Origin of the sequence: Streptomyces scopuliridis (assembly GCF_042790125.1) — a bacterium.
Classification (GTDB): Bacteria; Actinomycetota; Actinomycetes; order Streptomycetales; family Streptomycetaceae; genus Streptomyces; species Streptomyces scopuliridis_A.
Genome location: NZ_JBHTZS010000016.1, coordinates 36435 through 63254 on the forward strand (window position 1 = coordinate 36435; position 26820 = coordinate 63254).

19 protein-coding genes, 1 tRNA gene and 1 pseudogene are annotated in these 26820 nt (G+C 69.7%); 11 read left to right on the forward strand and 10 right to left on the reverse strand.

The window, feature by feature from the left end; all coding sequences use genetic code 11:
- Nucleotides 1–11 precede the first annotated feature (11 nt).
- The 6 genes from ACFRKB_RS23790 (at nucleotide 12) to ACFRKB_RS23815 (ending at nucleotide 6031) form a co-directional block, all read left to right on the forward strand.
- Nucleotides 12–1223 (forward strand): ROK family transcriptional regulator, encoded by a 1212-nt coding sequence (locus tag ACFRKB_RS23790; RefSeq protein WP_383108392.1) that lies wholly within the window; start codon nucleotides 12–14, stop codon nucleotides 1221–1223.
- A 217-nt stretch (nucleotides 1224–1440) separates the two neighbouring features.
- Entirely contained in the window at nucleotides 1441–2502 is a 1062-nt protein-coding gene (locus ACFRKB_RS23795; RefSeq protein WP_383108393.1) for a hypothetical protein, read from the forward strand.
- Between the two features lie 143 nt (nucleotides 2503–2645).
- Entirely contained in the window at nucleotides 2646–3425 is a 780-nt protein-coding gene (locus tag ACFRKB_RS23800; RefSeq protein WP_383108394.1) for an HAD-IIA family hydrolase, read from the forward strand.
- Between the two features lie 93 nt (nucleotides 3426–3518).
- Nucleotides 3519–4175: a hypothetical protein gene (locus ACFRKB_RS23805; protein WP_383108396.1), complete on the forward strand. Its 657-nt coding sequence runs from the start codon at nucleotides 3519–3521 to the stop codon at nucleotides 4173–4175.
- A gap of 1 nt (nucleotide 4176) precedes the next feature.
- Complete coding sequence (locus ACFRKB_RS23810; RefSeq protein WP_383108397.1) at nucleotides 4177–4854, forward strand: class F sortase; 678 nt, start codon at nucleotides 4177–4179, stop codon at nucleotides 4852–4854.
- A gap of 127 nt (nucleotides 4855–4981) precedes the next feature.
- Nucleotides 4982–6031 carry a glycoside hydrolase family 6 protein gene (locus ACFRKB_RS23815; protein WP_383108398.1) on the forward strand — a complete coding sequence of 350 codons (1050 nt, stop codon included), beginning with the start codon at nucleotides 4982–4984 and terminating at the stop codon, nucleotides 6029–6031.
- A gap of 30 nt (nucleotides 6032–6061) precedes the next feature.
- Here the strand turns inward: ACFRKB_RS23815 and glxA are convergent, their stop codons facing one another.
- The 3 genes from glxA to ACFRKB_RS23830 form a co-directional block, all read right to left on the reverse strand.
- Nucleotides 6062–8014, reverse strand: a complete 1953-nt coding sequence (gene glxA, locus ACFRKB_RS23820; protein ID WP_383108400.1) for a radical copper oxidase GlxA — start codon at nucleotides 8012–8014, stop codon at nucleotides 6062–6064.
- Complete coding sequence (locus tag ACFRKB_RS23825) at nucleotides 8011–9996, reverse strand: glycosyltransferase family 2 protein (RefSeq protein WP_383108401.1); 1986 nt, start codon at nucleotides 9994–9996, stop codon at nucleotides 8011–8013. The genes glxA and ACFRKB_RS23825 overlap by 4 nt, the downstream gene beginning before the upstream one ends.
- A gap of 576 nt (nucleotides 9997–10572) precedes the next feature.
- Nucleotides 10573–10646: transfer RNA gene (locus ACFRKB_RS23830), tRNA-Lys, on the reverse strand.
- Between the two features lie 193 nt (nucleotides 10647–10839).
- Between ACFRKB_RS23830 and ACFRKB_RS23835 the strand changes: the two genes are divergently transcribed.
- The 3 genes from ACFRKB_RS23835 to ACFRKB_RS23845 all read left to right on the forward strand — a co-directional run bounded on the left by ACFRKB_RS23835 (nucleotide 10840) and on the right by ACFRKB_RS23845 (nucleotide 14701).
- A complete protein-coding gene (locus ACFRKB_RS23835) occupies nucleotides 10840–12246 on the forward strand; it encodes a peptidoglycan-binding protein (RefSeq protein WP_383108402.1) in 1407 nt (468 codons plus the stop codon).
- 11 nt (nucleotides 12247–12257) lie between these two features.
- Nucleotides 12258–13958: an SPFH domain-containing protein gene (locus tag ACFRKB_RS23840; protein ID WP_383108404.1), complete on the forward strand. Its 1701-nt coding sequence runs from the start codon at nucleotides 12258–12260 to the stop codon at nucleotides 13956–13958.
- 155 nt (nucleotides 13959–14113) lie between these two features.
- The gene (locus ACFRKB_RS23845) at nucleotides 14114–14701 is read left to right on the forward strand and encodes a lytic polysaccharide monooxygenase auxiliary activity family 9 protein (protein WP_382881951.1); all 588 of its coding nucleotides are present in this window, start codon (nucleotides 14114–14116) and stop codon (nucleotides 14699–14701) included.
- Nucleotides 14702–14830: 129 nt separating this feature from the next.
- Here the strand turns inward: ACFRKB_RS23845 and ACFRKB_RS23850 are convergent, their stop codons facing one another.
- On the reverse strand, nucleotides 14831–17341 hold the full coding sequence (locus ACFRKB_RS23850) for an FtsX-like permease family protein (RefSeq protein WP_383108405.1): 2511 nt from the start codon (nucleotides 17339–17341) through the stop codon (nucleotides 14831–14833).
- Entirely contained in the window at nucleotides 17335–18144 is an 810-nt protein-coding gene (locus ACFRKB_RS23855; protein ID WP_383108406.1) for an ABC transporter ATP-binding protein, read from the reverse strand. The genes ACFRKB_RS23850 and ACFRKB_RS23855 overlap by 7 nt, the downstream gene beginning before the upstream one ends.
- A 165-nt stretch (nucleotides 18145–18309) precedes the next feature.
- On the opposite strand from ACFRKB_RS23855, the pseudogene ACFRKB_RS23860 reads away from it, so the two are divergent.
- Together ACFRKB_RS23860 and ACFRKB_RS23865 are read left to right on the forward strand one after the other, a co-directional pair.
- Nucleotides 18310–19571 (forward strand): annotated as a pseudogene (locus ACFRKB_RS23860) (sensor histidine kinase).
- 255 nt (nucleotides 19572–19826) lie between these two features.
- The gene (locus tag ACFRKB_RS23865) at nucleotides 19827–20315 is read left to right on the forward strand and encodes a phospholipase (RefSeq protein WP_365972524.1); all 489 of its coding nucleotides are present in this window, start codon (nucleotides 19827–19829) and stop codon (nucleotides 20313–20315) included.
- A gap of 52 nt (nucleotides 20316–20367) precedes the next feature.
- Here the strand turns inward: ACFRKB_RS23865 and ACFRKB_RS23870 are convergent, their stop codons facing one another.
- Genes ACFRKB_RS23870 through ACFRKB_RS23890 form a run of 5 tightly spaced genes read right to left on the reverse strand, consistent with a single transcriptional unit; the run spans nucleotide 20368 to nucleotide 26791 of the window.
- The gene (locus ACFRKB_RS23870) at nucleotides 20368–21612 is read right to left on the reverse strand and encodes an MFS transporter (protein ID WP_383108408.1); all 1245 of its coding nucleotides are present in this window, start codon (nucleotides 21610–21612) and stop codon (nucleotides 20368–20370) included.
- A gap of 56 nt (nucleotides 21613–21668) precedes the next feature.
- Nucleotides 21669–22730 carry a glycosyltransferase family 4 protein gene (locus ACFRKB_RS23875; protein ID WP_383108409.1) on the reverse strand — a complete coding sequence of 354 codons (1062 nt, stop codon included), beginning with the start codon at nucleotides 22728–22730 and terminating at the stop codon, nucleotides 21669–21671.
- Nucleotides 22712–24085 (reverse strand): glycosyltransferase family 4 protein, encoded by a 1374-nt coding sequence (locus ACFRKB_RS23880; protein ID WP_383108410.1) that lies wholly within the window; start codon nucleotides 24083–24085, stop codon nucleotides 22712–22714. Before ACFRKB_RS23880 ends, ACFRKB_RS23875 begins: the two co-directional genes overlap by 19 nt.
- Nucleotides 24086–24143: 58 nt before the next feature.
- Entirely contained in the window at nucleotides 24144–25700 is a 1557-nt protein-coding gene (locus ACFRKB_RS23885; RefSeq protein WP_383108411.1) for a GMC family oxidoreductase, read from the reverse strand.
- 59 nt (nucleotides 25701–25759) lie between these two features.
- Entirely contained in the window at nucleotides 25760–26791 is a 1032-nt protein-coding gene (locus ACFRKB_RS23890; protein ID WP_383108413.1) for a TauD/TfdA family dioxygenase, read from the reverse strand.
- Between the last annotated feature and the right edge of the window lie 29 nt (nucleotides 26792–26820).

Here is a 26820-nt window from a genome sequence, read left to right on the forward strand (position 1 = left end):
CAGGAGAGACAATGGCAGACGTGACGGATGTGAACAGAGGGAACGCGGGAGCCAATCTCCCGGTGCTGCGCGGACACAACGCGGCGCTGGTGCTCGACCTGCTGCGTACGGCGGGCGAGGGCGGGATCAGCCGGCTGGAACTCGCCGAGCGCACCGGCCTCACCCCCCAGGCGGTCAGCAAGATCACGGCCAGGCTGCGCACGGAGGGCATGGCGGCGGAGGCCGGGCGCCGCGCCTCCACGGGCGGCAAGCCCCGGACCGTACTGCGACTCGTCCCCTCGGCCGCGCACGCCGTGGGCCTGCACCTCGACCGCGACGAACTGACGGCGGTCCTGGTCGACCTGGCCGGTACGCCGGTGGCCGTACGGCGGGTGCCGCTCGACCTCGGGGCGGGGGCGGAGCGGGTGATCGAGACGGCGGCGGTACAGGTGGACGCGGTACGGGCGGAGGCGGGGCGGGTCGAGGCGGGCCGGGTCGAGGCGGCGCCGGTCGAGGAGGGGCGCGCCGGGGGCGTCGGGTGCGAGCGCGTGGATTCCGTACAACATGCGGGACGTGGCGTCGGGAAACTGCTCGGTGTCGGGGTCGCGATGCCAGGGCCGCTCGACCACGCCACCGGCGTACCCCGGCGCGTCACCGGCTTTCCGCAGTGGGACGGTTTCCCGCTGCGCGACGCCCTCGCCGCCCGTCTCCAACTCCCCGTCGTCCTCGACAAGGACACCAACGCCGCCGCCCTCGGACTCGCGCTGCGCGGGCCGGGCGACTCGTTCGTGTATCTCCATCTCGGTACGGGCCTGGGGGCCGGGCTCGTCCTCGGCGGCACGCTCCACCGGGGCGCGCGCACCGGCGCGGGCGAGTTCGGCCACCAGGTCATCCAGCTCGACGGGCCCCTGTGCGAGTGCGGAAACCGCGGCTGTATCGAGGCGCTCTGTCTGGCGGCGGTCGCGCGCGGCGATCTGGCGGAGGCCGCACGGGTGCTCGGCGCCGGGGCGGCGAACCTGGTGGGATTGCTCGATATCGACCGCGTGCTGCTCGGCGGCCGGACGATCGCCGCGCATGAGGAGCGTTTCGTACGGGGAGTGGCCGCCGTCGTCGCCGAACGCGCCCGGGGCGCGGGCATCCCCGTAGCGGCGGCCGAGGGAGGAGCACACCCGGTCGCGGAGGGCGCCGCGCAACTGGTCCTGGCGCCGGTGTTCCGGCATCGCCGCGGTGCGGAGCTGGGTTGAGTGCGGAGTCGGGTTGAGTGCGGAGCTGGGCCGATCGAGTCTGTTTGTCCGATGAGTCAGTCATTTGGGGGTACAGCGCTCGGGCCGGGCCTCCGGCACATGACAGCGTCAGGGATGCGGGCCTCGTGGCCGACCGGCCGGCCAGGCGGCTGCCCCGACCGTCACGCGATCAGCAAAGGCCGTGCGACCCATGCGACTCTCGACTTCCTTGCGATCCATGCGATCCAACCGCCTCGCCCGAGCCGTTCCGCTCCGCCGCGCCCTCGCCTTCGGCGTCACCGCCGCCACCGCGATCGCGCCGACAGCCGTGCCTCTGCTGCCCGCGCTCACGGCGGAAGCGCGGGCGGCGCAGGTGACGGCTGTGGTGACGGCTGTCCAGGCGGCCTCGGCCGATGCGCGTGAGCCGAGTTGTGGCGATGTCTCCGATCGTGACTTCCCGATCGAGGCGCGTATCCATGGCGGGCCCGCCGGTTTCCGGCCGGGCGGCGGCCCCGGAGCCTGGTATCTCGATCTGACCAACACCACGGACGCGGACTGCCGGCACATCCATCCCGTGATCGTCCTCGCCGACCGGGACCGGACACTCGCCGTCTCCCAGGTCACGCTCCAGATCAGGCCCGCGACGTCCGGCGACGGAGACCGGTGGCGCACGCTGTCGCTGGAGAAGACCGACGAGGACGAGATCGTCGGCGTCCTCGACGACGGGTTCCCGGGCTTCGTCGTCCCCAGGGGCCGGACCGTGACCGTCAGCGCGCGGCTCGCCTTCGCGCCGGACACGCGCCCGAACAGGGTCGTGATGAGCGCCGCGACCGTGCAGCGCCGGGGTGGTGACGGTGACTGGGTGGGGGAGTCCAACGCCTACGACTTCGCCGTGAGCGGGGGCCGGGCGAACAAAGACAAGGAGAACAAGGAGAAGGAGAACAGGGAGAGCAGGGAGAACAAGGGGGACAAGGGGGACAAGGACAAGGTGACGGGCGCGGACCCCACCCGGCCCCGGGACCCGAACGCGCACCCGACCCAGGCCCCGGAATCGGACTCGGCCCCGGACTCCGGCGTGGGAGTGCCCCCCACGTCCCCGCCCCCCTACCCCCCGCCCGCCGCCACCCCCGGCCCCTACGAACCCCCCGGCCCCGACCCCGACCCCGAACTCGCCGGCACCGGAACCGGTGGCGACCTGGGCGGTGACCTCGTCGGCCGTATCGCCGCCGCCGTCGCCCTGCTCACCGCCGGAGTCGTGCTGGTCGTCGGTGTACGGCGGCTGCGGACCGGGCGCCCCTGACCGGCCGGGCCCGGCTTGCTCGTGTTGCTCGCGCGGTGGACGGGATTCCGTGCCGGGACCCTGTGCTGTCCCTCGCACGCCCTGGTTAGGCTGGGCGTGTCGGACCGTGCATTATTGGCCACCGCAGAGCGGAGAACAGTCCAGTGGCAGAGCGCAAGCCGATCGAGTCCTGGCTCACCGACATGGACGGTGTCCTCATCCATGAGGGGGTCCCGATCCCCGGCGCCGCCGAATTCATCAAGCGACTGCGGGAGTCGGGCAGGCCGTTCCTCGTCCTCACCAACAACTCCATCTACACCCCGCGCGATCTCCAGGCCCGGCTGGCCCGGATGGGCCTCGATGTACCCGTGGACAACATCTGGACCTCGGCGCTCGCCACCGCCAAGTTCCTGGAGGACCAGCGGCCCGGCGGTACGGCGTATGTCATCGGCGAGGCGGGGATGACGACGGCCCTGCACGACATCGGCTATATCCTCACCGACCACGAGCCGGACTATGTGGTGCTCGGCGAGACCCGTACGTACAGCTTCGAAGCGCTGACCCGGGCGATCCGGCTGATCAACGGCGGAGCGCGGTTCATCTGCACCAACCCCGACGAGACCGGCCCCTCGACCGAGGGCCCGCTGCCCGCGACCGGCGCCGTCGCCGCGCTGATCACCAAGGCCACCGGCAAGGCCCCCTACTTCGCGGGCAAGCCCAACCCCCTGATGATGCGGACCGGGCTCAACGCCATCGGCGCGCACTCCGAGACCAGCGCGATGATCGGTGACCGGATGGACACCGATGTGCTGGCCGGTCTGGAGGCCGGGATGGAGACGTTCCTGGTGCTGACCGGCGTGACGACCCCCGGCGATGTGGACCGCTATCCGTTCCGTCCGTCGAAGATCGTCGACTCGATCGCCGATCTGATCGACCGCGTCTGAGTGGGTCCGTACGGCGTATGAGCGAGTGACCGCGCGCTGCGGATGCGAAATCCCGCGACGCGCGTGAGTCTGTCGTGTACCAGGAGGTTCACGATGCGTTCAGGGTTGCTCGCTCTCCGCGTCGCGGGGGCGGTCGCCGTACTGGTGGCCGCGCCCGCGACCGGTGCCGCCGCCGCGCGGGCCCACGACTCCGTTGACTCCGTACGGGTCACGGTCTCTCCGTACGCCGTCGCCCCGGGCGGTGAGATCGAGATCAGGGCGGAGGGCTGCGGGAGTGGTTCGGGCGCCGCCGTGTCGCGGGTCTTCGCCGCCGAGGCGGAGCTGAAGGGCGGCACCGGCGGTGCGCTGACCGGATCGTCCGTTGTCGGATCCTCCGTCAAGGAGGGCAGATACGGGATCGATGTGCGCTGTGACGGCCGTGGTCACGCGGGCGCGGGCAGCCTCGATGTCGTCGCCCACGCCAGGCCCGGCCGGCCCGAGCACCACGCGAGTCCCGTCGCACCGGTCCGGGCGGGCGGCGGTGGCGCGGCGCCCCTGGCCGCGGGAGTGGGGGACGTACATGACGTGGGTGACATGGGCGGCGTACATGACGCGCGTGACGTACGTACGGACACGCGGGCGGACGCGGAGTCGACCGGGCCCGGCACGCCGCACGCGGTGATCGGCCTGGTCCTGGCGGGCGTCGCCGCGGTCGCCGTGGCCCTCAGGAGCGCCCGGCGGTCGCGCCGCTCCGAGCGGGACTCGGACTGACATGGCCGGCCGGAGCGCGCCCCCGGGCATCGGCAGAGCGCTGGCCGGAGTGGCCTGGGCCGTCCTGCTGCTGGGGCTCTGGCTCTGGGGCCGCGACATCGGCGAAGGGCCGGGCGGCTGGTCCGCTCTCACCACCGGCGATGTGGCGGCGGTCGGCCGCCCGCTGAGGGTGGCACTGCCGCCGGCCCGTACCCCACTGGAGCCCGCGGAGCCGCGGCGGGTGGAGGTGCCGACGATGGGGATCGACGCGCCGGTCGTGGCGCGCGGACTCGATGACACCGGGGCGGTCGACCCGCCGCCTTACGCGACACCGCGCGCGGTCGGCTGGTACGGCGGCGGGGTCCAGCCGGGCGCGGAGGGCGCCGCGCTCTTCGTCGGCCATGCCGACACCGAGACGAAACCGGCCGTGTTCCACGGGCTGAGCGCCGCCCGGCCCGGTGCGAAGATCCGGGTGACCAGGGCCGACGGGAAGGTCGCCGAGTTCACCATCGACGAGGTGCGGGTCTTCGGCAAGGACCGCTTCGACGCGCACAAGGTCTATGGACCGCACAGGAAGTCCCGCGCCGAGCTGCGACTGATCACCTGTGGCGGCGACTTCGACCGCGAGGCAGGCGCCTACACGGCGAATGTGGTGGTCTCGGCGTATCTCACGGGTGTGACCGAGCCGCGCGACAGCTGATGGGCAAACCGCCCGGCCCGGGGCCGGTATGCCAGGATTGGTGACGACCGGGCCGGCTCGGCCGGGGCGGCCGGGGGAGCGCCGTCCCGGACCCCGGACACAGTGACGGTGCACCAAGGGGGAGTGAATGTACGGCAGTTATTCCGGTCGCGGCCGCGGCGCGGGGGCCGGACGCGTACGGGCCGGTGTGGCGGCGGCGGGGGCGGTACTGCTGCTGGCGGGCTGTTCGTCCGACGGTGACGGCGACGGCGGGGACGGCGGTACGAAGCCGGCGCCGATCGGCCAGCGGCCCAAGGCGGACGCACCGTACTGGGTCAACCCCGACGGCAGGGCGGCGCGTCAGGTCGCCGCGTACGACAGCGCGGGTGACGCCGGGAACGCCGCGCTGATCCGGAAGATCGCCGAACAGCCCGTCGCCGAGTGGATCGGCCCCGACGCCCCCGAGGCACAGACCAAGGGCTTCACGGAAGCGGCGACGAAGGCCGACCGCGACGCGCTGCTCGTCCTCTACAACATCCCGCACCGCGACTGCGGCCAGTTCTCCAAGGGCGGCGCCTCGGACGGCGACGCGTACCGCGCGTGGGTCGACCAGGTCGCGAAGGGCATCGGCGACCGCCGGGCGACCGTGATCCTGGAGCCGGACGCCGTACTGCACCTGGTGGACGGCTGTACCCCCGGCCAGTTCCACGAGGAGCGGTACGACCTGCTCAAGGGCGCCATCCAGCGGCTCAAGCAGCAGCCGGCGACCTCGGTCTATCTGGACGCGGGCAACGCCGGCTGGCAGACCCCCGACGCGCTCTTCGAACCGCTCCAGCGGGCGGGCATCGCCGAGGCGGACGGCTTCTCGGTCAATGTGTCCAACTTCTACCCGACGGCGGCGAGCAAGGACTTCGGCAAGCGGCTCTCCGCGAAGGTCGGTGACAAGCCCTTCGTGATCGACACCAGCCGCAACGGCAACGGCCCGTACACCAAGGGCGACCCGAGCGAGAACTGGTGCAACCCGCCGGGCCGGGCGCTGGGCGAACAACCGACCACGAAGACCGGCGACCCCCTGGTCAAGGCATACCTCTGGATCAAGCGCCCGGGAGAGTCGGACGGCGACTGCAAGGGCGGCCCGAAGGCGGGGGACTGGTACCCGGACTACGCCCTGGACTTGGCGCGCGACGCCGGGGAGTAGCCGGGACGGGCCGGTGCTCGCCCCCCGCCCCTACGGGACCTCCACCCACACGCCCTCCGACGGCGTTCCCTTCTCGTCCGTGACGAAGAGCATGTACCAGCCCGGCGGGACCAGCGCGCTGTTCTTCGGGATCGTGACCTCGATGCCGTCCGCCGTCTTCTTCATGTCCAGTGCCACCGACCGCTGTTCGACGTCGGTGACATGCGTGACCGCGCTCGGGCGCATCAGTTTCGCCGTCTTGAGCGATGCCGGGTCCTTCGTCCTGAACGCCGCCGTGCCGCCGCGCTCGACGCTCTTGGGGCCGTCCGACAGCGTCGGGCGTGAGTCGCGGAAGAGGTACGGCGGGGTGTAGATCTCGATCCGCTGCTCGAAGACGCCCGGCTTGGTGTTGGCCTTGTCGGCGAAGAGCGAGTCCGAGCCGAAGATCATGACGCGGCCGTCGGGCAGCAGCACCGAGCCCGAGTGGTAGTTGCGGCCCACCGCCGGGTCGGCCACCCGCTTGTACGTGGACGACTTCGGGTCGTACATCCGGGCCTGGAGGATGTCCGAGCCGCCGCGCCCCCGGTAGTCCTCCGAGCCGCCGGTGACCAGCACGCTGTCGTCGGGCAGCAGCGAGGCGCTCGGGTAGCGGGTGCCCTGCTCCAGCGTCGGGCCGTCCCTGAAGCGGGGGTCGGGGTCCTTCAGGTCGACCAGCCGGGACTTGTCACTGGACTTTTCGGACTCCCCGACCCCGCCGCCGCCGATGACCATGAACTTCTGGTCCTGCGCGGGCGGCAGCATGACCGTCGCCGAGGTCTCCATCTGGTCCGGGTCGCTCAGCCCCGGGATCTTGTCGAACGTGTTCGTCTCCAGATCCCAGATCCCCGGGTCGCGGCCGACGTCGGCCGGGCCGTAACCCGCGTTGGAGCCGCTGTAGAACAGCTTGCCGTTGTCCATCAGGAAGACCGCCGGGTAGGTGGGGAACTTCCTGATGATCCCGGTGTACTCCCAGCTCCTGGTCTTCGGGTCGTAGATCTCGTCCTTGCCCGGAACGATCTGGCCGATCTCGTCCAGCCCCGACATCGCCAGGACCTTGCCGTCCTTGAGCGTGGTCAGCGTCGGGTACCAGCGGGCCTCGTTCATCGGGTCGACCTTGATGTACTTCTCCGCGACCGGATCGAACTCGAACGCCTCCCTGATGCCCTGGAAGTCCTTCTTGTCGAGCGCGAGCTTCTGCGCGATGCCGTAGACATTGCGGGCGTCGGAGCCCTTCATGCCGTGCACCCGGTAGTTGTCCTCGGTGCCGGTCTCGTACTTCTTGCCGGACTCGCGCGCCTCGACGTAGATACGGCCCAGACCCGGCTCGGTCCGCAGGAACGCACCCGTCTCCTTGTCGAAGATCTTCGTCGCCTTCTCGACCAGGACGGGGTCCTTGGAGACGAACGTCCTGCCGTTCCCCTTGCCGGTGAAGACCGTGCCGGCGGGCAGCGTGATCGGCTTGTCCGGGTCCTCGTTGTGGACGATCATCAGGCCGCCGGCCTTGGTGACATCGCCCTTGAGCTTCTCGTACCGCTTCGTGCCGCCCGCCACCAGCAGGTTCCCGTCGGGCAGTTGGGTGTGCCCGGAGCAGAACATGTCCTTGGGTGTGGGGATCTTCTTGTACTTGTTGGTCTCCGGGTCCCAGAGCACCGACTCGAACTTGCCCGCGTCGAAGTTCTTCTGGTTGTTCCCGGAGCCGGCTATCAGCAGCACCTTGCCGGTGTGCAGCAAGGAGGCGTGGATCGAATTGATCTCGAAGTCGGCCGGTACGTCGAGGAATTCCCAGTAGCCGTTCTCCGCCTTGTACTCAGGGCGGTTGATCTTGTACTCGTGGTACTGCTCGGAGCTGAACCGGTAGAGCGCGGGTCCGTTGAAGCCTGCCACCGCGACGATCACCGCGGCGCCTATCGCTATGCGACGGGCGCGGTTCTTGCGGTGGTTGTGCCGGACGGGAATCGCGCTCATTTCTTATGTCCCCCAAGGGAAATACGTACGGTCTGGTCGGTGGCCGCCGGCTGCCGCGGAAGCGCCTGGCCGGGAACCGCGGGCTGTCGTACGGTCGGTGGCGCCTCGCCGCCCGCCGGTCCGCCGCCCGGCCGCGCGTGACCGCCACCGCCCCCGCGGTGCGCCCCGCGCTGTCCCCGCCGCTTCTTCTTCTCCTCGCGCATCCCCCAGCGCCACGCGAAGATCGGCGCCGCCGTGATCAGCATGGCCAGCGTCGCCCACGTGATCATCGCCGGATGGTCGTGCCCGAAGAAGAAGGAGGAGACCAGCGATCCGCCGAAGATCAGGATGAAGAAGAGATGGATCCGGAACGTGCCGAAGAGCGTGTCCGGGCTGGACGAGTCGCCCTTGGGCGTCACCACGAAGCTGCTCTTGCGCCGCAGGACCGCGTCCATCAGGGAACGGGCGTACAGCGGCGCGGACATCGCGGACATCGCCATACCGGCCAGCCCGCCGGAACCCTCGGGCTCGTGCGGCGAGACATTGTGCCGCCGGTTCCAGATGTAGAGACCGATCTGGAGGGCCGAGGCGTTGCCGTACAGCATCATCCAGATCGCCGGGTCGATCTGCACACCCGAGGCGCCCATGCCCAGGAACAGCGCGCAACTCAGCGCGGCCAGGATCCAGTTGAGCGCCGACATCGGGTAGAAGATGATCATCATCGTGTAGTTGAAGAGCTTGCCGGGCGGCAGTGTGCCGTACCCGCGCCAGTACTGCTTGAGGATCGTCTCGTACGTACCCCGCGACCAGCGCAGCTGCTGGGTGAAGAAGTCGGTCCAGGCGGACGGGCCCTCGCCCACGGCCAGTACGTCCGGGGTGTAGACCGAGCGCCACTTCTTGCCGGTGCGCGGATTCCGGGCGCGGTGCATCTCGAAGCCCGTCGCCATGTCCTCGGTGATCGAGTCGTACAGACCGCCGATCTGCTTGAGCGCCCTGATCCGGACGGCGTTGCTCGTCCCGACGAACATGGGGGCGCCGTAGCGGTTGCCCGCGCGCTGGATCAGCGCGTGGAAGAGGAACTGCTGCGACTCGGCGGCCTTGGTGACGAACGTGTCGTAGTTGCCGTAGACCTGCGGGCCGATGACGAAGCCGACATCCGGGTCACGGAAGTAACCGAGCATCCGCTCCAGGTAGTTGGGCATCGGCACATGGTCGGTGTCGACGGAGGCGAAGAACTCGTAGTCGTCGCCGTGCGCGTCCAGCCAGGCGTTGTAGTTGCCGTGCTTGGTCTTCGCGCGGTGCGCGCCCTTGGCCTGGTTCCACTTCGCCACGCCCTTGCGGGAGAAGTGATACACGCCGAGGCGGGCACAGACCTCCTTGACGGCGGGGTCGTCGCCCTCGTCCAGCAGCCATACGTGCATCGTCCCGCGGTGCCGGATCCGCACGGCGGCCTCCAGCGTCTTCGTCACCATCTCCAGGGGCTCCTTGCCCGGTACGAAGGAGGTGAGAAAGGCGACGCGGGTGTTGGCCTCGGGTATGACGGGGATCGGGTCGCGCGCCACCAGCGTCGCGTGCGCGTTCGAGAGGACATTCATCGTACGGAACAGCTCGATCAGTCCGATCGAGACGAGCATCACGATGTCGAGGACGAGCAGCAGGTCGTTCTTGAGGTTCGGGTCGCGCTCCGTCCAGTGCTGCGGCTGCATCAGCCAGACGAAGAGACCGAGCGAGAGCAGCGGCGCCGCGCCGAGGAGCAGGGCGGCGCGGATACGGTGCGGCTCCTGCGAGAGCAGCGAACGGTACTGGACCCGGTACGGCTTGGCCGGGTCGGGCCGGGTGAGGGGCCCGGCGAGCCGGCTGTAGTGCTCGTAGTCGTACTTCGGCAGGACGTCCTTCTTCGGCCGTTGCCGGCTCCCGCCCCTTCTGAGATGCGCGGGAATCCGGAGCTGGGTGGTCCGGGAAACGTCGTCGTTCCGCTGGTCGCCACCTGGCGTCGACGTCATGAGCCATCCCCCCGCACGCACGCCTGTCGCGTGCTCGGTCGATCGATTCATCCGGAACGGTCCCCCTCGACCATCGCCCCGGACGCGTGAATTGCGGTCACCCTCCCCATAGAGAGGAAACGGTGGCCGTCCGGTTGCATGACGCCGGTCACGGCCAACCGGTGCGGACGGGGCCCCCGCCCCCGCCGGACCCGCCGCTGGGACATCCCCTCGTACCGCGGCCAACTGTTCGGACCGCATGACCCATTGGCGTTCACAAGCTCGGTCTGATCATGTGAAGAACCCTGGGGCGTCCGCCCCGGAGGAATCGTATCGTGAGCGGCGTGACGCGGGGTGTCGCCGTATTGTTTCGGGAAACTTCCCAGCTCAGACGGCACTTCGACGGCACTTCACGGGCTCGTGCGGCGCCCGGGGCAGTTGGCGGTCCGGTGGTGCCCGACGTGAAGACCCTGTGGAGTTGACCGGATCGGTCGGGCGTCGCCATGAGGAACGCGCGCCATGGCCCGCGCGCCTGGAATGACAGTGAGGAAACGAGCGAGGCCCCCTCACCTGAAGTGAAGGGGCCTCGACTGTGCGTGCGCCGCCAGGGACTCGAACCCCGGACCCGCTGATTAAGAGTCAGCTGCTCTAACCAACTGAGCTAGCGGCGCCTGCTGACCTGGCCAACTCTACCCGATCGGCTTGGGTGGTCCCGACCATTTGATGGGCGTTGCGGCCTGTCGGATTGTCTTTTCTTCCCTTTGATCCGTCAAAATGCGATTTGTTCGTACGGTTTCGGACAGTTGACGCGCTGTCGTCCGTGCGGCCGCGCCCAAAGATCTTGATGAGTGTGGAGGGGATCGCATGACCGTCCCGGTCTTCGAGGAGTACCAGCCCGCTCCCGACTGCCCTTGTGCGGGATGCGCCGAGCACCGGCGCGATCTGGCCAGAGGGCTGCCGGTGCGGGCCGGTGGTCATCCGGCCGCGCACGGAGCCCGGCGCGCGCTGGTGATGGTGACCGCCGCGGGTGTCGCGCTGGGCGCCACGGGTGCGACGGGCGCGGACGCCGGCACGGCATGGGCCGCCGCGCCGTCCGGTACGGCGGCCGCAACCTCCGTCGATCCGAATCCCGGCAGCCCGCAAGGCGGCAGCGGCCCCCTGCACGGGCGGCCACTGCCCGGCCCCGGGTCGAGCAAGCCGCCGGGCGAGCTGCGCGCGACGACCCGGGCCGACATCATCAACCGCGCCAAGCGGTGGGTGCAGGCGCAGGTTCCGTACAGCATGGAGAAGTACTGGTCGGACGGGTACCGCCAGGACTGCTCCGGCTATGTGTCGATGGCCTGGAACCTCTCCGGCAACGAATGGACCGGCAGCCTGGCGGACTTCGGTGTGCGGATCTCGCGGGACGAGCTGGAGCCCGGGGACATGCTGCTCTTCCACAATCCGGCCGACCCCAACAAGGGGTCGCACGTCACGCTCTTCGGCGGCTGGACCGACTACACGCACTCCTACTACGTGGCCTACGAGCAGACCAAGCCCCATACGCGTACGGAGTCCACGCCGGTGGGGTACTGGAGCAACGCCGACCTCTATGTGCCCTACCGCTACAAGGGACTGACCGAGGTATCGGAAGGCAAGGGGCCGAACTCGGCCACGGGCAACGGGGCCGGGACGTCGGCGGTGTACCCGGGGGCGCGCTCCTTCGGGCCCGGCGCGCGCAACGCGTATGTCACCCGGCTCGGGCGGCTGCTGATCCAGCGGGGTGGCAAGCGCTTCTACAACGAGGGCCCGGGACCCCGGTGGGGCGAGGCGGACCGGCGGGCCACCCGGGCGTTCCAGCTCGCGCAGGGCTGGCGGGGCGCGGAGGCGGACGGCCGGCCGGGGCCCGGGACCTGGCGGCTGCTGGTGAAGGGCCTGGGGAAGAACATCCCGGCCGTGGGCGCGGGCGGGCGCCCCGGCGGTTCCGTCGGCGGTGGCGGTTCCGTCGGTGGCGGTTCCGTCGGCGGCGGGAACGGGAGCGGTACGGGGAAGGCGGCGGCGTTCCCGGGCGTCCGGTTCTTCCGGCCGGGCCAGTCCAGCGTCCATGTCGAGCGGCTCGGCAGGCAGCTGGTGAGAAAGGGCTTCGGCAAGCACTACACCTCGGGTCCCGGCCGGCTCTGGACCGAGGCCGACCGGCGCAACGTCGAGGCGTTCCAGCGCGCCCAGGGCTGGCGCGGCGGCGCGGCCAACGGCTACCCCGGTCCGGAAACCTGGCGGCGACTCTTCGCATGACGGAGGCAAGGATGACGACGACCTGGCGGCCGAATGACGACGAGGACGAGCTGAGGGGCGTGTTCACGCTGCGGCGCACACCGCCGCCGGTGGAACACGCACCCGAGGCCGAGCCCCGGCCCGCGCCTCAACCTGATCCTGGGCCCGGATCCGAGTCCGAGTCCGAGCGGATGTCCCAGCACGTGCCCGAGCCGGTGCCCGAGCCGACGACGGTCGAGCCGACGCTTGAGGACACGGCGGAACTCGTACCGGAGCCTCCGCCCTCATCCCCGGCTCCCGATGAGGGGGGCGGCCGCGATGGAGGCGACGGCGGAGGCGGTCACGCCCGCTGTCCGGAGCCGGTGTTCTTCGGCAAGGATGGTCCCTCGCAGGCTGATTCCCCTCACGCCGACCCTCTGAGCGCGCCCGTCGCGACCGGCCCCGCCGCTGGGCCCGGTGGAGAGGACACACCCGCCGGCCGCCCGGTCCTCGCGGCTTTCGGCGCGCAGGCTCCCGCCGCGGGGGCCGCTCCGTTCGTACGGACCTTGGGCGGTGCGGCGGGCCGCCCGGCCGGTGCCGCCGGGACCCCCCGGTGGAGCCCGCTCATCGTGGGCGAGAGCACCCAGGAGATCCCCGTCCATCTGCTCTTCCGCGACGAGGCCGACGCGCTCGAAACCGCCGGACACGCCACCGGTCGCGGCGCCGGACACCCCGTCAGACCCACGGTCGTCGGGCGCCGTTGGGGGACGGGGGAGCAGCCCCGGGTCCGCCGGGTGCCGGGGCCCGCGCCCATGCCCGTCGCGCCGGCGCGCGGCGCGCCGCCCGCGGACCCCAAGCTCGCCGAGCGGCCGGGGCCGGTCCTGCCGGGCTGGGCCGCCGCCCTCGTCGGGTGGGTGGCGTTCATCGCCTGCGCGGCGGTGGTGTGGTCGACCGGTGCCGTACCGGACCAGGTGTCCAAGGTGGTCGGGCTGCCCTGGCGCCCGTACCACGGCATCGGACTCGTCCAGTGGGCCGCGCTCATGGTGGGGGTGACGGTCATGCTCTTCGCCTTCGGCGGGCTCGGCCGGGGCCGGGTGGGCCAGGCGTGGGTGCTGACGCTCTTCGGTGACTACCGGGGCAGCGTGCGCCGTACGGGACTGCTGTGGGTGAGCCCGCTGCTGCTGCGCCGCCGGGTGGACGTACGGCTGCGGCACTGGCGCAGCGAGCCGATGCCGGCGGTGGACTCGAACGGGACCGCGCTGCGGGTGGTCGTGCTGGTGGTCTGGCGGGTGCGGGACACCGTACGCGCGGCGCTCGGCGTCCCGGACCACGAGGAGTATCTGCGGGAGCAGGTGGAGGCGGCGATGGCGCGGGTCCTCTCGCAGCTGCCGGCCGACGCGTTCCACGACGAGGCGCCCACGCTGCGCGACGCCGAGGCCGTCGGCGACGCTCTGACCAGGATGCTGTCGGCGGAGTGCCGGCCGGTCGGCGTCGATGTCTTCTCGGCGCAGCCGACCCGGATCGAGTACGCGCCGGAGATCGCGGCGGCGATGCAGCGCAGCCGGATCGCGGCGATCGACGCCAAGCACCGGGACACCGTGCTGACCTCGGTGGTCGACGCGGTGCACGACACCGTGAACCGGCTGACCTCGCGGGGACTGGTGGAGCTGGACGACTACGAGCGCAAGGCGTTGGTCAAGGACCTCACCGTCGCGTTCTACACGGGCCGCCAGGGATCCGTGGAGAAATGGTGACCGGCTGGCTGTAATTGGTCTGGACCTGGCTCGTACTTGTTATGGACACGGTCAAGTTCTGTCCATACTCTAGGACTTGGTCTAGACCGCAGAGTGCTCATCCTGCACGCGCGCAGCACGGCTCACCGAACTCCCCACGTTCTCTGGAGCGAAGCATGCGAAAGAAGATTGGCGCGGCCGTGGTCGGCCTCGCGGTCGCGGGCGTCTCCCTGCTCGCCACCGGCAGCGCCAGCAGCCACGGCTACACCGACTCACCCATCAGCCGCCAGAAGCTCTGTGCCAACGGCACGGTGACCAACTGCGGCAACATCCAGTGGGAGCCGCAGAGCGTCGAGGGGCCCAAGGGCTTCCCGGCCGCCGGCCCCGCCGACGGCAAGATCTGCTCCGGCGGTCTCGGCCAGTTCGCGCAGCTCGACGACCCGCGCGGCGGTGCCTGGCCCACCACGAAGGTATCGGGCGGCCAGAGCTACAACTTCCGCTGGCAGTTCACCGCCCGGCACGCCACGACCGACTTCAAGTACTACATCACCAAGAACGGATGGAACTCGAACGCGCCGCTCACCCGTGCGGCCCTCGACTCCCAGCCGTTCCTCACGGTGCCGTACAACAACCAGCAGCCGCCCGCGACGCTCTCGCACTCGGGCACGCTGCCGTCGAAGTCGGGCCGGCACCTGATCCTGGCCGTCTGGACCATCGCTGACACGGGGAACGCGTTCTACGCCTGCTCCGACGTTCAGTTCTGAGGTAGGTCTCCGCAGTAGGGACCTCGGGGAGCGCGGCTCTTCCCGGTCCGCCGCCGTGCGGTCCGCGCTCCCCGGGGTTCGTGTCACTCACGCGCGCCGACGAGTGTCACTCACGCGCGCCCGCGAAAGTCACTCACGCGCGCCCGCGAACTCCACCGGCCGCCGGCGCAGGGAGAGCGCGGCCGGGATCACCGCCGAGACGACGGCGAGCAGCGCGCACGCGCCCGCCGCCGCTCCGAGCGCGGTCCATGGCAGTACGAGCGCGGAGCCCGCGTGGAGGACGCCCAGCGCGCCCCACAGCCCGCCCAGACCGATCCCCGCGACCAGCGTGCCGAGCACCGCCCCGACCGCCACGACCAGCAGCGCCTCCGCCGCGACGAGCCGTAGCACCTGGAGCGCGGTGGCGCCCGCGAGGCGGAGCGCGGCCAGCTCCCGCACCCGGTCCGACCCCGCCATGACCAGGGTGTTCGCCAGGGAGATCCCGGTGTAGAGCAGCGCGATGCCCAGGACCAGCAGGAACCCCGTCCGCGTCCTGCCGTCGGCCTCGGGGTAACTGGCCGCCAGCCACGCGTCCTTGGTGAACACCTGCCCGCCCGAGCGTCCGGCCGCCGCGCGCAGACCGGCCGCCACGGCGCCCGCGTCCGCGCCCGCCGCGAGCTTCACCTCGATCCGGTCGACGGGCGCGCCCGGGGCGTTGCGCGGCGTCACGTACACCCCGTTGCCGCCCGTGCCGATGCGCATGACGGCGGCGATCCGCAGCGGGACGCGCGTACCGTCCGCCCGCCAGATGTCCACGGACTCGCCGACCGTATGCCGCTCCCACTCCTCGGTGACGATGATCGAGCGGTCGTCCAGATCGGTCACCCGGCCCGCCGCGAGCGGCAGTCGGGCCGTCGCGGCGAGCGCCGCCGGATCGGCCGCGCGCGCGTCGGACCGGATGAGCGCGACCCCGTCCTCCAGTACGTGGACCGCGCTCGCGGCGGTGGGGGAGACCACGGCGCCGGGGACCCGCCGTATCCGCTCCACCGTCGCGGCGTCGAAGCCCGGCCGGCCCGCGCCCGGTCCGTTTCCGTTCCCAACGCCCGCGCCTTCCCCGCCCGGCCCGGAGATCACGAAATCCGCCGTGGTCCGCTGCCGGATCTCGTGCGCCTTCGCCTCGTCGATCGTCGCCGTGGCCCCGAGCAGGGAGCCCGTCAGCGCGACCGTCACCAGCACCGGCGCGGCGACCGCCGCGGTGCGCCGTACCCCGGCCGCCGCGTTCTCCCGTACCAACAGGCCGGTCGCGCCCGGCAGTCGGGCGGGCGGCCAGGCCAGCAGCCGGGCGAGCGGAGGCACCAGCACCGGCGCCAGCAGCGCGCAGGCGACGATCAGCGGCATCGGCCCGCTCGTGTACGACTTACGGCCCAGCAGCCCGCCCGGCTCGGTCAGCAGCGCGTGGACCGGCAGCCCGATCCCCGCCAGCAGCAGCCCCGCGCCGAGGAACCACCGGCCGCGGGTCATCGTCCCGGTGTCCACGGCCGCGTCACGCAGCGCCTCCACGGGCCCCGTCCTCCCCGCCCGCCGGGACGCGGCCACCGCACCCGCGAGCGCCACGAACAGTCCTGTCCAGAAGGCCAGTTGGTACGGCCAGGTATGCGGACCGATGGCGAACCAGTCCGGTGCGAGCCCGCCGTCCACCAGCCACGCCGCCAGCAGCGGCGCACCGCGCGCGCCCAGCGCGCAGCCCGCCGCCGAGGCCACCACCCCCACCACCATCGCCTCCGCGAGGACCATGCGCCGGATCTGGCCCGGGGTGGCACCCGCCGTGCGCAGCAGCCCGAACTCCCGGCGCCGCTGCGCGACCGCGAAGGCGAACGTCGACGCGACCACGAAGACCGAGACGAAACCCGTGACCCCGGCCGCCGTACCGAGCATCGCGTTCACCGCGACCAGCGCCTCGCTGTCACGCTCCGGATCGGCGTCCGCGTCCTTCCTGCCGGCCCCCGTGAGCACCCGTACGCCCGCCGCGTCCGCCGAGCCCGCCACCTTCTCCCGTACCGCCCCGGGATCGGCGTCCACCACCAACTGATGCACCCGCGGGGAGAGTTGGGCAGCGCGGTCGTCGGTGTAGAAGAGCGCCCGCTCGAAGCCGAGATCCCGGACCGTACCGACGATCGTCACCGTCCCCCGATCGGTACGCACCCGCCGGCCCGGCGCGGTCCAGTCGCCGGTGGCCACGGCCTCGTCCGCCGCCCTCGGCGCCCGGCCGGTGTCGAGGCGGTACGGCGCGAAGGCGGCCGTGGACCAGGGGTGCCCCACCAGCCCGGCCGGGCCGCCCTCGGCCCGTACCGCGAACGTACGGTCCGCGACCGTACGGCCCAGCGCGGCCAACTCCCGTGCCAGGGACGGAGGTACGGGACGGGGGCTGTCCAGCTTCGCGACCCGGTCCCCGATCCGGGTCGGTACGCGCAGCGTGTCCGCGCCCTTCACCACGGCCCGCGCACCGGCGAACCGCTCGGGGCGGCGCTCGGGCGCGTCCACACTCGCGGCCAGGGCGAGCCCCATGGTCGCGATCAGCCCGACCCCCAGGGAGAGCGCGAGGAAGCTGCCCATGAAGGTGGTCCAGCGGCTGCGCAGCGTACGCAGGGCGACGCTCAGCACGGCACGTCCTCCAGCGCGGTCATCCGGGCCGCGATCCGCTCGGCGGACGGCGCCGGCAGTTCGCCGCCGACCCGTCCGTCGACCAGGAAGACGACGCGGTCGGCGTAGGAGGCGGCGACCGGGTCATGGGTGACCATCACGATGGTGGAGCCGTCCCGGTCGGCCAGGGAGCGCAGCATGGCCAGTACCTCACGGCCGGTCCGTGAGTCCAGCGCTCCGGTCGGCTCGTCGGCGAACAGCACCTCGGGGCGGGTGATCAGGGCGCGGGCGAGCGCGACCCGCTGCTGCTGGCCGCCCGACAGCTCGGTGGGCCGGTGCTTCGCCCGGTCGGCCAGACCGACCCGGTCCAGTACGTCCCGTACCCGGGCCCGTGAGGGCCTGCGCCCGGCGAGCCGCAGTGGCAGCGCCACATTCTGCTCGGCCGTCAGCGCGGGCAGCAGATTGAAGGACTGGAAGACAAAGCCGACACGCGCGCGGCGCAGCAGGGTCAGCCCTCTCTCGGTGAGCGCCGTCAGCTCGGTCCCGCTGATGGACACGGACCCCGAGGTGGGCCGGTCGAGACCGGCCGCGCACTGGAGCAGCGTCGACTTGCCGGAGCCGGAGGGGCCCATCACGGCGGTGAAGGTGGCGCGGGGGAAGGAGAGGGAGACATCGTCGAGGGCGGCGACGGCACCGTCTCCCGATCCGTGGATCCTGCGCACGGAGCGCAGTTGAATCGCGTCGCCGTGCGTGCCGCTGTGAGTGTTGCTGTGTGCGTCACCGAGACTGTCGCCGAGGCCGTCGCGAGGTGTGTCGTAGGTCATGGGATCAGTCCACCGTCGCGCGCCGCCCGGCACACCAGTGCGGGACATAGTCCCGAGGTAGGGCAGGCACTACCCGGGACGCTCCGTCTGGATGGATGGCCCGTTGTCCGGTCCGCCTTCTACGGTCCTCCCATGCGCTCCCCCTCCCGCACCGTATGGCAGGCCCTGGCCCGGCCCGGCTTCCTGCTCTCGCCGTGGCCGTGGCGCGCGGCGGCGTATCTGCTCAGCGGCGTACCGGCCGGCATCGCCGTGCTGGTGGTGGCGGTGGCCGTCATCGCCGTCGGAGGGGCGCTCTCCCTCGTACTGATAGGGCTGCCGCTCCTCGCCCTGGCGGCGCTCGGCGGGCTGCCGGTGGCCCGGCTGGAGCGGCTGAGGACGCGGCTGATCGATGAGCGGCCCGCCACCGATCCGCACCGGCCGCCGGCCGAACCGGGGCTCTGGCCCTGGCTGCGGACCCGCTTCCAGGAACGGCCGACCTGGCGGGAGCTGGGGTACGCGGCGCTCCTCGCGCTGGTGCTCTGGCCGCTCGACGCCATCGCCGTCACGCTCTGTCTGCTGCTGCCGCTCGCCATGGCCGCCACACCGGTCCTGCTGGCCACCGTGGGGGAGGGCGAGGAGGTGAAGGTCGTCAAGGTGTGGACGGTCACCACCTGGCCCATGGCGTACGCGTTCGCCGTGCTCGGGCTGCTCTTCCTCGCGGTCTGCTGTTACGCGCTGGGCGTGCTGGCCGGCGCCCGCGCCGGGCTCACCCGGGCCCTGATCGCGCCCGGGGGACCGCGCTCGGCGAGCGGGTCACCGAACTGAGCCGCTCCCGGGTGCGGTTGGTGGACGCCTTCGAGGCGGAGCGGCGCCGGATCGAACGGGATCTGCACGACGGCGCCCAGCAGCGGCTGGTCGCGCTGACCATGACGCTCGGGCTGGCCCGGCTCGACGCCCCGCCCGGCCCGGTCGCCGACCGGATCGACGCGGCCCACCGTGAGGCCGGCGAGGCGCTGGCGGAACTGCGCGAACTGATCCGGGGCATCCACCCCAAGGTCCTCACCGACTACGGACTCGCGGCGGCCGTCGCGGATGTGGCGGACCGTTCGGCGCTGCCGGTGGACGTACGGATAGAGACGGCGTGGCGGTTCTCCGACGCGGTGGAGGCCACCGCGTACTTCGTGGTGTGCGAGGCGCTGGCGAACGCGGGCAGACACAGCGGCGCCAGCCGTGTCACCGTCTCCGGCCGGTACGGCGACGGGCGGCTGGCGCTGGAGATCGAGGACGACGGCGACGGCGGCGCCCGCGCGGGCGGGGGGAGCGGGCTGACGGGACTGGCGGACCGCGTCTCCGTACTGGACGGCAGGCTCTCGCTGTCCAGCCCGGCCGGGGGCCCGACGGCCCTGCGGGTCGAGCTGCCGTGCGTACTCCGGGAAGTTGACGCGTAGTCCAGTCGCCGTGACCGCCGGACGCATCTCGGTCAACTGGGGACGGATGTGTCAACTGGACGCCCCGCACCAGGAGTTCGCCGTCCAAGGGGTTTGCCGGCGCCGCGATTTGGGGGACCATTCCCGCGTCGGTCATCGCGCGTAGACCCATGCGACAGCCGCGCCGCTCACGCTATGGACGCTCCGTGCCCACCCGGGTGCGAAGCGTCTGTCCCCCCATGTCCCCCCCCATACCTCGCCCGGAGGATCACCGTCATGCGTCGTCGTCTGGCACTTCCGCTCGCCTCAGCCGTACTCGCCCTCGCCGCGTCCCTGGTGACGGCATCTCAGGCCGCCGCCGCCCCGGCCGACAAGCCGCAGGTCCTGAGCAGCTGGACCCAGGAGTCCGCCGCCAGCTACAACTCCTGGGTCTCGGCCCGGGGGAACCAGGGCGCGTGGTCGGCCTATGGTTTCGACTGGTCCACGGACTACTGCTCGTCCTCGCCGGACAACCCCTTCGGCTTCCCGTTCCAGACCGCCTGTGCCCGCCATGACTTCGGCTACCGCAACTACAAGGCGGCCGGTCAGTTCGCGGCGAACAAGGCGCGGCTGGACTCCGCGTTCTACGCGGACCTGAAGCGGGTGTGCTCGGGGTACTCCGGCGCCACGAAGGCGTCCTGCGACGGACTGGCGTGGACGTACTACCACGCGGTCGACATCTTCGGCGTGAGCCCGATGGTGGACGGTTCGCGGTCCGTGGCCTGAGCGTCTTGAAAGGCAGAAGGCCCCTCGCGGAAGCGAGGGGCCTTCTCCCGTCTCAGGGGGCTCGCACGTCCTCCTCCGGCATGCCCAGGCGGCTTCTTTCCCGCCTCGCGGATCGCGGACCGTGCCCGTACCCGGGTAGTCCCTTGACGGCAAGTGCCCCCAACGGTGCGACGACGAAGGTCAGTGCTCCGATGACGCCAATCGCTTCTATGCCGATGAGATGAACCGCCGGGACAGCCAGGGCCATGCCCACCGGTTCCAGGGATCCGGTGATCGACTCGTCCACGGAATTGACCCGGCCTCGCATGCCGCTGGGGAACTGTCTATTGAGGGCCGCATACCACCAGACGCCATGAAAGCTGATTCCGATACAGGCGAAAAATATCGAAGCGGTGAAGAGCGTCAGCGAAGCCGGGAATCCGATGCATAGTTCTACGGCAACGTAACTGATAAAGCCGAGGTTGGCGACGAGTCCGGGCAGGCGCGGTTTCCAGCGCGTGGCGATGAGCGTTCCCGCGAGCGTGCCGGCGCCAGATGCCGCCAGCAGAATTCCCAGACCACCGGAGCTGTATCTCTCTTCCGCCACGATCCTGAGGAGGACGACACTGGGGGCGAATCCGAACAGGATCTGAGTCGCGGCCTGCAGCATTCCAAAGGAAACCCAGGGGATCTTGGAAATCGCTTGCAATGACTCTCTGAAACTGCCGGGTCTGGCGTGCTGCGTCGGTGCGGCAGAAGACGGCCGGGAAAGTGACGGCACGACGGCCATGGCCAGCACGAAGCCAATCGCGTCGACCATGATGACCACTTCTGAATCGAACAACGTGACAGCGATACCGCCAAGAGCCGGTCCGATGAGGGAGAACAGACCCTCTGTCGCACTGAGCCGGCCCCGGGCTTCCTCCAGGCGGTCCAGGGGGACCAGATCCGGGAGGAGGGCGCGGATCGCCGGTGAGAACAGTGCGTATCCCGCGCCCTGCAGAAAAGCGCAGGCCAGGACGGCGCTCATGCCCAGGTCGGGAATCAGGATGATGATCGATGTCCCGACAGCGGACAGGCCGTAGCCCATACGTATGAGGCCCGCGCGTGACCTCTTGTCGGCCAGCACCCCGCCATAGGGCAACAGGACCAGACGGGCGAATGCGACCGTCGCCATGAAGTATCCGACTGCCCCGGCGCCAAATTCGTCGAAGAGGTAGACGGAAAAGGCGACCAGGGAGACGCCCGTTCCCGCTGAAGATATGGCAAACGATATCCACAACCGTCGGAAATCTTTGCTCCGTAGGCTGGACTTCACAGGTCCTCTTTGCTTGATGTTCAGGAAGCCAGCGCTGCCGACATGCTCTCTCTCGACTAAGAGGTGGATGCGATGGCTGACTCGTAGACAGTCTCATATCGCTCTGCCATGAGATCGCTGGTGAAGCCGCCGACAGCGGCTCTTCTGCAGTCCTCGGGGTCCAGCTGGGCGGACCGTAGAATAGCAGTCGGCAGATCCGCCGGGGATTCGCAGACGATGCCCGTCAGTCCATCGTCCACAATCTCGCTCACGGAACCCCGGTTGAGAGCCACCACGGGTGTTCCCGACGCCATCGCCTCGATCATGACCATTCCGAACGGTTCGTCCCACGAGATGGGGAATATCAAGCAGCGCGCGGCGGACAGGAGCGACTTCTTCTGCTCTCCTCCGACCTCGTTCAGCCACTCGGCGTCATCGCCCTTGCTCAGCCGTGGCCGGATCTCAGAGTCGAAGTATTCGATCTCGGCGGGCTCGCTGCACTTCGCTGCTATGCGAATCCCTACCCCTGCCTCGCGGGCGGCGTCGATCGCGATATGCATGCCCTTGTGCGGGACGCATTGCCCGAGGAACAGTACCCAGTTCTCTTTCTTCTGCTGGAAGCGGAAGTTGTCCGGGTTGGTTCCGTTGTGCACGGTCGCGCACCAGTTCATCTCCGGGGCGGTCGCGCGTTGCGAGGATGAGATGGCCACCAGCCGGACGGAGTCGCCGAGCGACGAAAAGTATTCTTTGTAGTCGCCTGCCACGGGTTCGTGCAGTGTCACGACGGTAGGGGTGGTCCGTTGTGCGGCCAGCAAGGGGCCCGTCAAGCTGTGGTCATGGACAACGTCAATGTCCATGGACTCCAGGATGCGACGTACGGAAGCCGCGTGAACGAGATCCGGCAGAGGCTCACCGAGTCGTCGCCACTGCGGGGATTCGTAGGTCCTGACGTGCTGCTGTGCCTTGGTGCCGTTCCGACCGCTCGACACAAGAGTTACATGGTGACCTCGATCGACGAGCGCGTCCACAAGGGAGGAGCACATGTACTCGATGCCGCCGTATCCCTTGGGCGGGAGGTCGAACCATGGAGGAGCAATCATCGCGATACGAAGGCTTCGGGTCACTGAAAGGAACTCCATCTCGGTTTTTCTGAGAGGTCGCGCAGCACGTCGTCGGCAACCGCGTCAATATCAGGGAGAGTGGCTCGGAGGGACTCGATGATTTTTACGGGCCATGCTTCTTCGTTCCGTACCCGCCTCGCCCCGTCAACGCGGATCCGCGTGCGTTCGCTCTCGGACAGCCCGAGCACCTTGTCGATGACGCGCGCGAGTTGTGCCGGGTCGTTCGGCTTGTGCAGGAATCCGTCGACCCCGTCGGTCACCTGCTCCGAGAAGCCGCCGGAGTCCGCGACGATCAGGATGGCTCCGCCGTCGCGGGCCAGGAGCCGGGCTTCCATGGGGATCAGCCCCCATGGTTCGTTCTCGGCCGACAGGGAGCAGACCCGGGTCCTCGGCCACTGCAACAGGGACGCCATCAGTTCACGGTCGAAGGAGGTGATGAATGTGGCGTCGACGTGCAGCTGCCCCGCGAGGTCGCGGACGTCGGGGAGGTCGGGATCGCTCATGATCACCGGGTGCGGACAGCCGGGCAGTTCGGCGGCGGCCCTGATGAGCATGTCATGGCGCTTGTAGGGCACACCGCGCCCGAAGGTGACCGCCACATCCCGGTCGACCGGAACGCCTTGCTGAGTCAGCACCCTGGTCATCTCCGCGAGCGAGCGCTGCCGGTACCAGTGATCCGTGGTGTCGACACCGTTCCCAGTCGGCACAAACGTGTCCGGGGCCGCACCGTAATCCCTGACCAGATGCCTGGACATGTACCGACTGATCGAACCGAGACGTACTTTGGGAGTTACCTTCGCCCAGTGCACGGGCAGGGACTCCGCCATCAGCCGGTCAGGATTCGGCAGAGGCATCTCATGCACGAACGCGGTCGCATGGGACACATAAACCGAGGTTATATCGACGCCGGCGGCGTCGGCCTGTAGTGAGGCGTGCACGGGGGCGAAGGAAAACACCGGCTCATGGCAGTAGGCGACCAGGGAGTCGTACTGGGATGCGAGGTCGATCAGCCTGCCGGCCAATGCCGCCGACGCGATCTGCCAGTTTCTCAGTTCGCCCAGACCGGCATCTCCCCACACGGCGTCGGCCGCCAGTCCCGTGGTGCCGCTCGGGACGACGGAGAACGTTCCTCCTGTTTCCCTGATCCGTTCCCGGAAGTGAGTGAAAGCTTTCCTGTCGTAGTGTGGATGCTCGGGCAGATAGGCGATCTCGATGAAGTGCGGAACGAGCTCGATACCATGGCGTGCCAGCGCACGCTGAACCGCGGGGAGAGCCGCGATCTGCCCGCGAATCGCTGTGCCCACACCGCCGAGGAATATCTGCACGCCCTCGAACGCCGCGTGTACGACGCCCACCCGCAGCCGTCTGCCCATTGTTCACCACCTACGAAATGTATAGGGAAGCCTCATCCTCACCGCGGCTACTGGAAGTTCAAGCGGTGAGGATGGCAGCCAGCCGCCGGGAGAGAGCCAGACTGGTCAGAGAAGGGTTCGCGGAACCCTGCCTGGGAAAGATTGCCGGGCCGACCGCGAAGAGATCAGCGATCCCGATGAACTCCTGGCTCTCGTTCAGTACATCCCCGATGGCGAGCGTCCCTCCCTCATGTTCCTCGGTCCCCAAAGGGCTCGACCAGGTCACCGGCTGATGGTGGGAGAGGGGCCGGTCCTCCGTCCTCAGCAGCTCGCGAACCGACCGCAGAGTCCTGGTGGGGGCAGTGAAACTGAAATCGAACTCCAACGGTACTGACCTCAGGCCGAATTCAGCACACCACGCGGACCAGAACTCCTGGAGTTCATCGCGCTGGGCTCCGACGGTCAGGGCATCCTGGCTGTCGAGCCCCGTCGAGATCGTCACAGGCCAGGGCCCCTCCTCCGTCGGCGCACAGGAGACGACGCCATGTGCGGAGCGTATCTGCTCTCCTGTGGCCCACACTTCCAGCTGCGGGTCCCCGGCGGTGGTGAGGTCAAGCTGAACGAACAGGTTGGAGTGCGATGAGCCACTGCCCGGCGTGAAACTGAAGATGCCCTGTCGTGCCCGCGAGACGAGCCACTCCGGCAGGTCCTCGGACGTGAAGGTGACGTTGAATCCTTGCACGACGTGATCGACGAGACCCGTCAGCCGGCTCTCGTCCAGTTTCCCGGCCTGGTGCAGGGCTTGGATCGCGAGACGAGAGCTCTCCACCGTGCCCGCGGCGAGTACGACCTTCCCCGCCGCGATCCTCTTCTCTTCGCCACTCACCCGGTGCCGGACCACAACCCCCTCGGCCCTGCCCTGTGTGGTGAGCACATCGACCGTCTCGACGTCCGGGGTGATGTGGACGCCACCGTCCTCTCCCGCGCTGTTCGCCGCGGGATCAGACTCCAGCCAGTGCGACAGAGGGGAGTACGCCTCCCACCGCAGGGAGTCGGCACCCGCCGGCCGCACTGCCCGAGGCGGATCGACGAGGCGGAAACGTCCGACTTTCAGGGCGGTGTCATCGTCAGCCGCGGTGCTCGTCCCCGCCTTCTGACTCCACTCCATCAGTTCTGATCGCACACGCTCATAGAGCGAGGCACCGCCCTGCCAGGAGTGCGCGAGATCGCTGACAACGCTGTCCGGCCAGGCCGGATCCGCCAGCGCCCAGTCCTCGACCGGCAGCAGCACACCGTGCCAGTAGAGAGACCGTCCTCCCACGCGCCGTCGGAGCCCCGATCCCTGAGCGAAATGAGGCTCGGTGGCCGAATTCCACAGTCGGACGAAGTACTCGTCCGACTGTTCGTCAGTCCAGATGCGGTCGGCCGAGGCAGTGTCGTTCGCGGCGTACACATGCTGGAGGTCGTCGCCGGCACCGGCCTCGACGACCAGTACGTCGCCGGCACCCGCCAGCTCAAGGTGCTTCGCCAGCTCCAGGCCCGCGAGACCACCTCCGACAATGAGAATGTCCGCCCGATCAGGCAACTCATCCCAGTCCCGGACCAGATGGGGACCGAGGGACGTCGACTGCGGCATGTATGAGCCTCCGATGAAAGGTGTTCCGGCACTCGGGCTGTGTTCTCGTTCCGCCCACTTCAGTGGGAAGCGACGGCCTGCCTGGACGGTTCACGGAAGGGGTTGATGACCCTGTCCCCGGAGCTGCGCCGCAAGCCGCGGCTGCGCCGCAGATCGCGCACGACGGTTACTTTGCGCATCCAACGGTCCGTCCCGTCGTAACGTGCCTGGAATGTCCGGCGGCCGTGCAGCGCGCGATAGTTGTCTATGAGGAGTACGTCACCCTCCGCGAGGCACACCGTCTCGGCATGTCGCGTCAGCTGCGCGGACAGCGCCTTGAGCGCTTCTTCGGCCCTGAGGTCGTCGGGAAGTGCCTCGGTGTACGGAACGTCCACGCGCAGGTAGGGCGATTCACGCGATCCGAACAGCAGGGGACGCACCAGTCCGGCCGCTTCCGACGCGTTGTCGGCCCTGCGCAGATGCTCGGAGTCGGGGCTGATCAGGAATCGGGGGGAGAAGAGGACATCGAGATCCAGGCCGGAGAAATCCATGTCCGTGGCCGTCACGATCGTATTGGGAACCTTGTCGTGGTTCCTGAGACAGAGCAGGGCCAGCGCGTCGCACCGTTCATCACTGAAGCAGTCCTCGATATGAAGTTCCAGATCCGCGTCGCTGCCGTGCCCCGTCTGCTGATCCTCCTGCCCTCGTATGGGCAGGACATCATTGAATATCTGCCCCTCCTGGAGGCTCGACCAGCCGATCGGCTCCCCCAGTTGAGAAGCGGTCAGCGCCAGCCAGAAGTCCTGGAGGAGTGTGGCGTCCCGGTCGCGTTCCCTCCAGTGCCCGGGAGTCGGGCACGTGGCCCCACCCACGGGGCCGTTACGGATGACCAGTGCCGCGACCGACTCGGCATAACGCATCTCGTATACCGCGTCGCGCAGTTGGACCGGCAGCTTGGATCCATGGTGGGCGGCCCGTTGCAAGAAGCCCGGATCGTCGGCGGTCACATACTTTTCACACAGAGCGTCAAGCAGATCGGCGCACTCACGAGATGATTCCTCGGTAAGTATCAACTCTTGCAAGCCATGCGGTACCTGAATAGTGTCGTCCACGCTGTGCACTACCGTCTCCCGTCTGGTTT

Excerpts from the sequence above, each read along its gene's own strand:
- ACFRKB_RS23840 (WP_383108404.1), top strand. The coding sequence starts at position 12,258 with ATGACGACGACCTGGCGGCCGAATGACGACGAGGACGAGCTGAGGGGC.
- ACFRKB_RS23845 (WP_382881951.1), top strand. The coding sequence starts at position 14,114 with ATGCGAAAGAAGATTGGCGCGGCCGTGGTCGGCCTCGCGGTCGCGGGC.
- ACFRKB_RS23875 (WP_383108409.1), bottom strand. The coding sequence starts at position 22,730 with ATGGAGTTCCTTTCAGTGACCCGAAGCCTTCGTATCGCGATGATTGCT.
- glxA (WP_383108400.1), bottom strand. The coding sequence starts at position 8,014 with ATGAGCGCGATTCCCGTCCGGCACAACCACCGCAAGAACCGCGCCCGT.
- ACFRKB_RS23815 (WP_383108398.1), top strand. The coding sequence starts at position 4,982 with ATGTACGGCAGTTATTCCGGTCGCGGCCGCGGCGCGGGGGCCGGACGC.
- ACFRKB_RS23790 (WP_383108392.1), top strand. The coding sequence starts at position 12 with ATGGCAGACGTGACGGATGTGAACAGAGGGAACGCGGGAGCCAATCTC.
- ACFRKB_RS23885 (WP_383108411.1), bottom strand. The coding sequence starts at position 25,700 with ATGCCGCAGTCGACGTCCCTCGGTCCCCATCTGGTCCGGGACTGGGAT.
- ACFRKB_RS23805 (WP_383108396.1), top strand. The coding sequence starts at position 3,519 with ATGCGTTCAGGGTTGCTCGCTCTCCGCGTCGCGGGGGCGGTCGCCGTA.
- ACFRKB_RS23795 (WP_383108393.1), top strand. The coding sequence starts at position 1,441 with ATGCGATCCAACCGCCTCGCCCGAGCCGTTCCGCTCCGCCGCGCCCTC.
- ACFRKB_RS23855 (WP_383108406.1), bottom strand. The coding sequence starts at position 18,144 with ATGACCTACGACACACCTCGCGACGGCCTCGGCGACAGTCTCGGTGAC.
- ACFRKB_RS23880 (WP_383108410.1), bottom strand. The coding sequence starts at position 24,085 with ATGGGCAGACGGCTGCGGGTGGGCGTCGTACACGCGGCGTTCGAGGGC.
- ACFRKB_RS23865 (WP_365972524.1), top strand. The coding sequence starts at position 19,827 with ATGCGTCGTCGTCTGGCACTTCCGCTCGCCTCAGCCGTACTCGCCCTC.
- ACFRKB_RS23835 (WP_383108402.1), top strand. The coding sequence starts at position 10,840 with ATGACCGTCCCGGTCTTCGAGGAGTACCAGCCCGCTCCCGACTGCCCT.
- ACFRKB_RS23810 (WP_383108397.1), top strand. The coding sequence starts at position 4,177 with ATGGCCGGCCGGAGCGCGCCCCCGGGCATCGGCAGAGCGCTGGCCGGA.
- ACFRKB_RS23825 (WP_383108401.1), bottom strand. The coding sequence starts at position 9,996 with ATGACGTCGACGCCAGGTGGCGACCAGCGGAACGACGACGTTTCCCGG.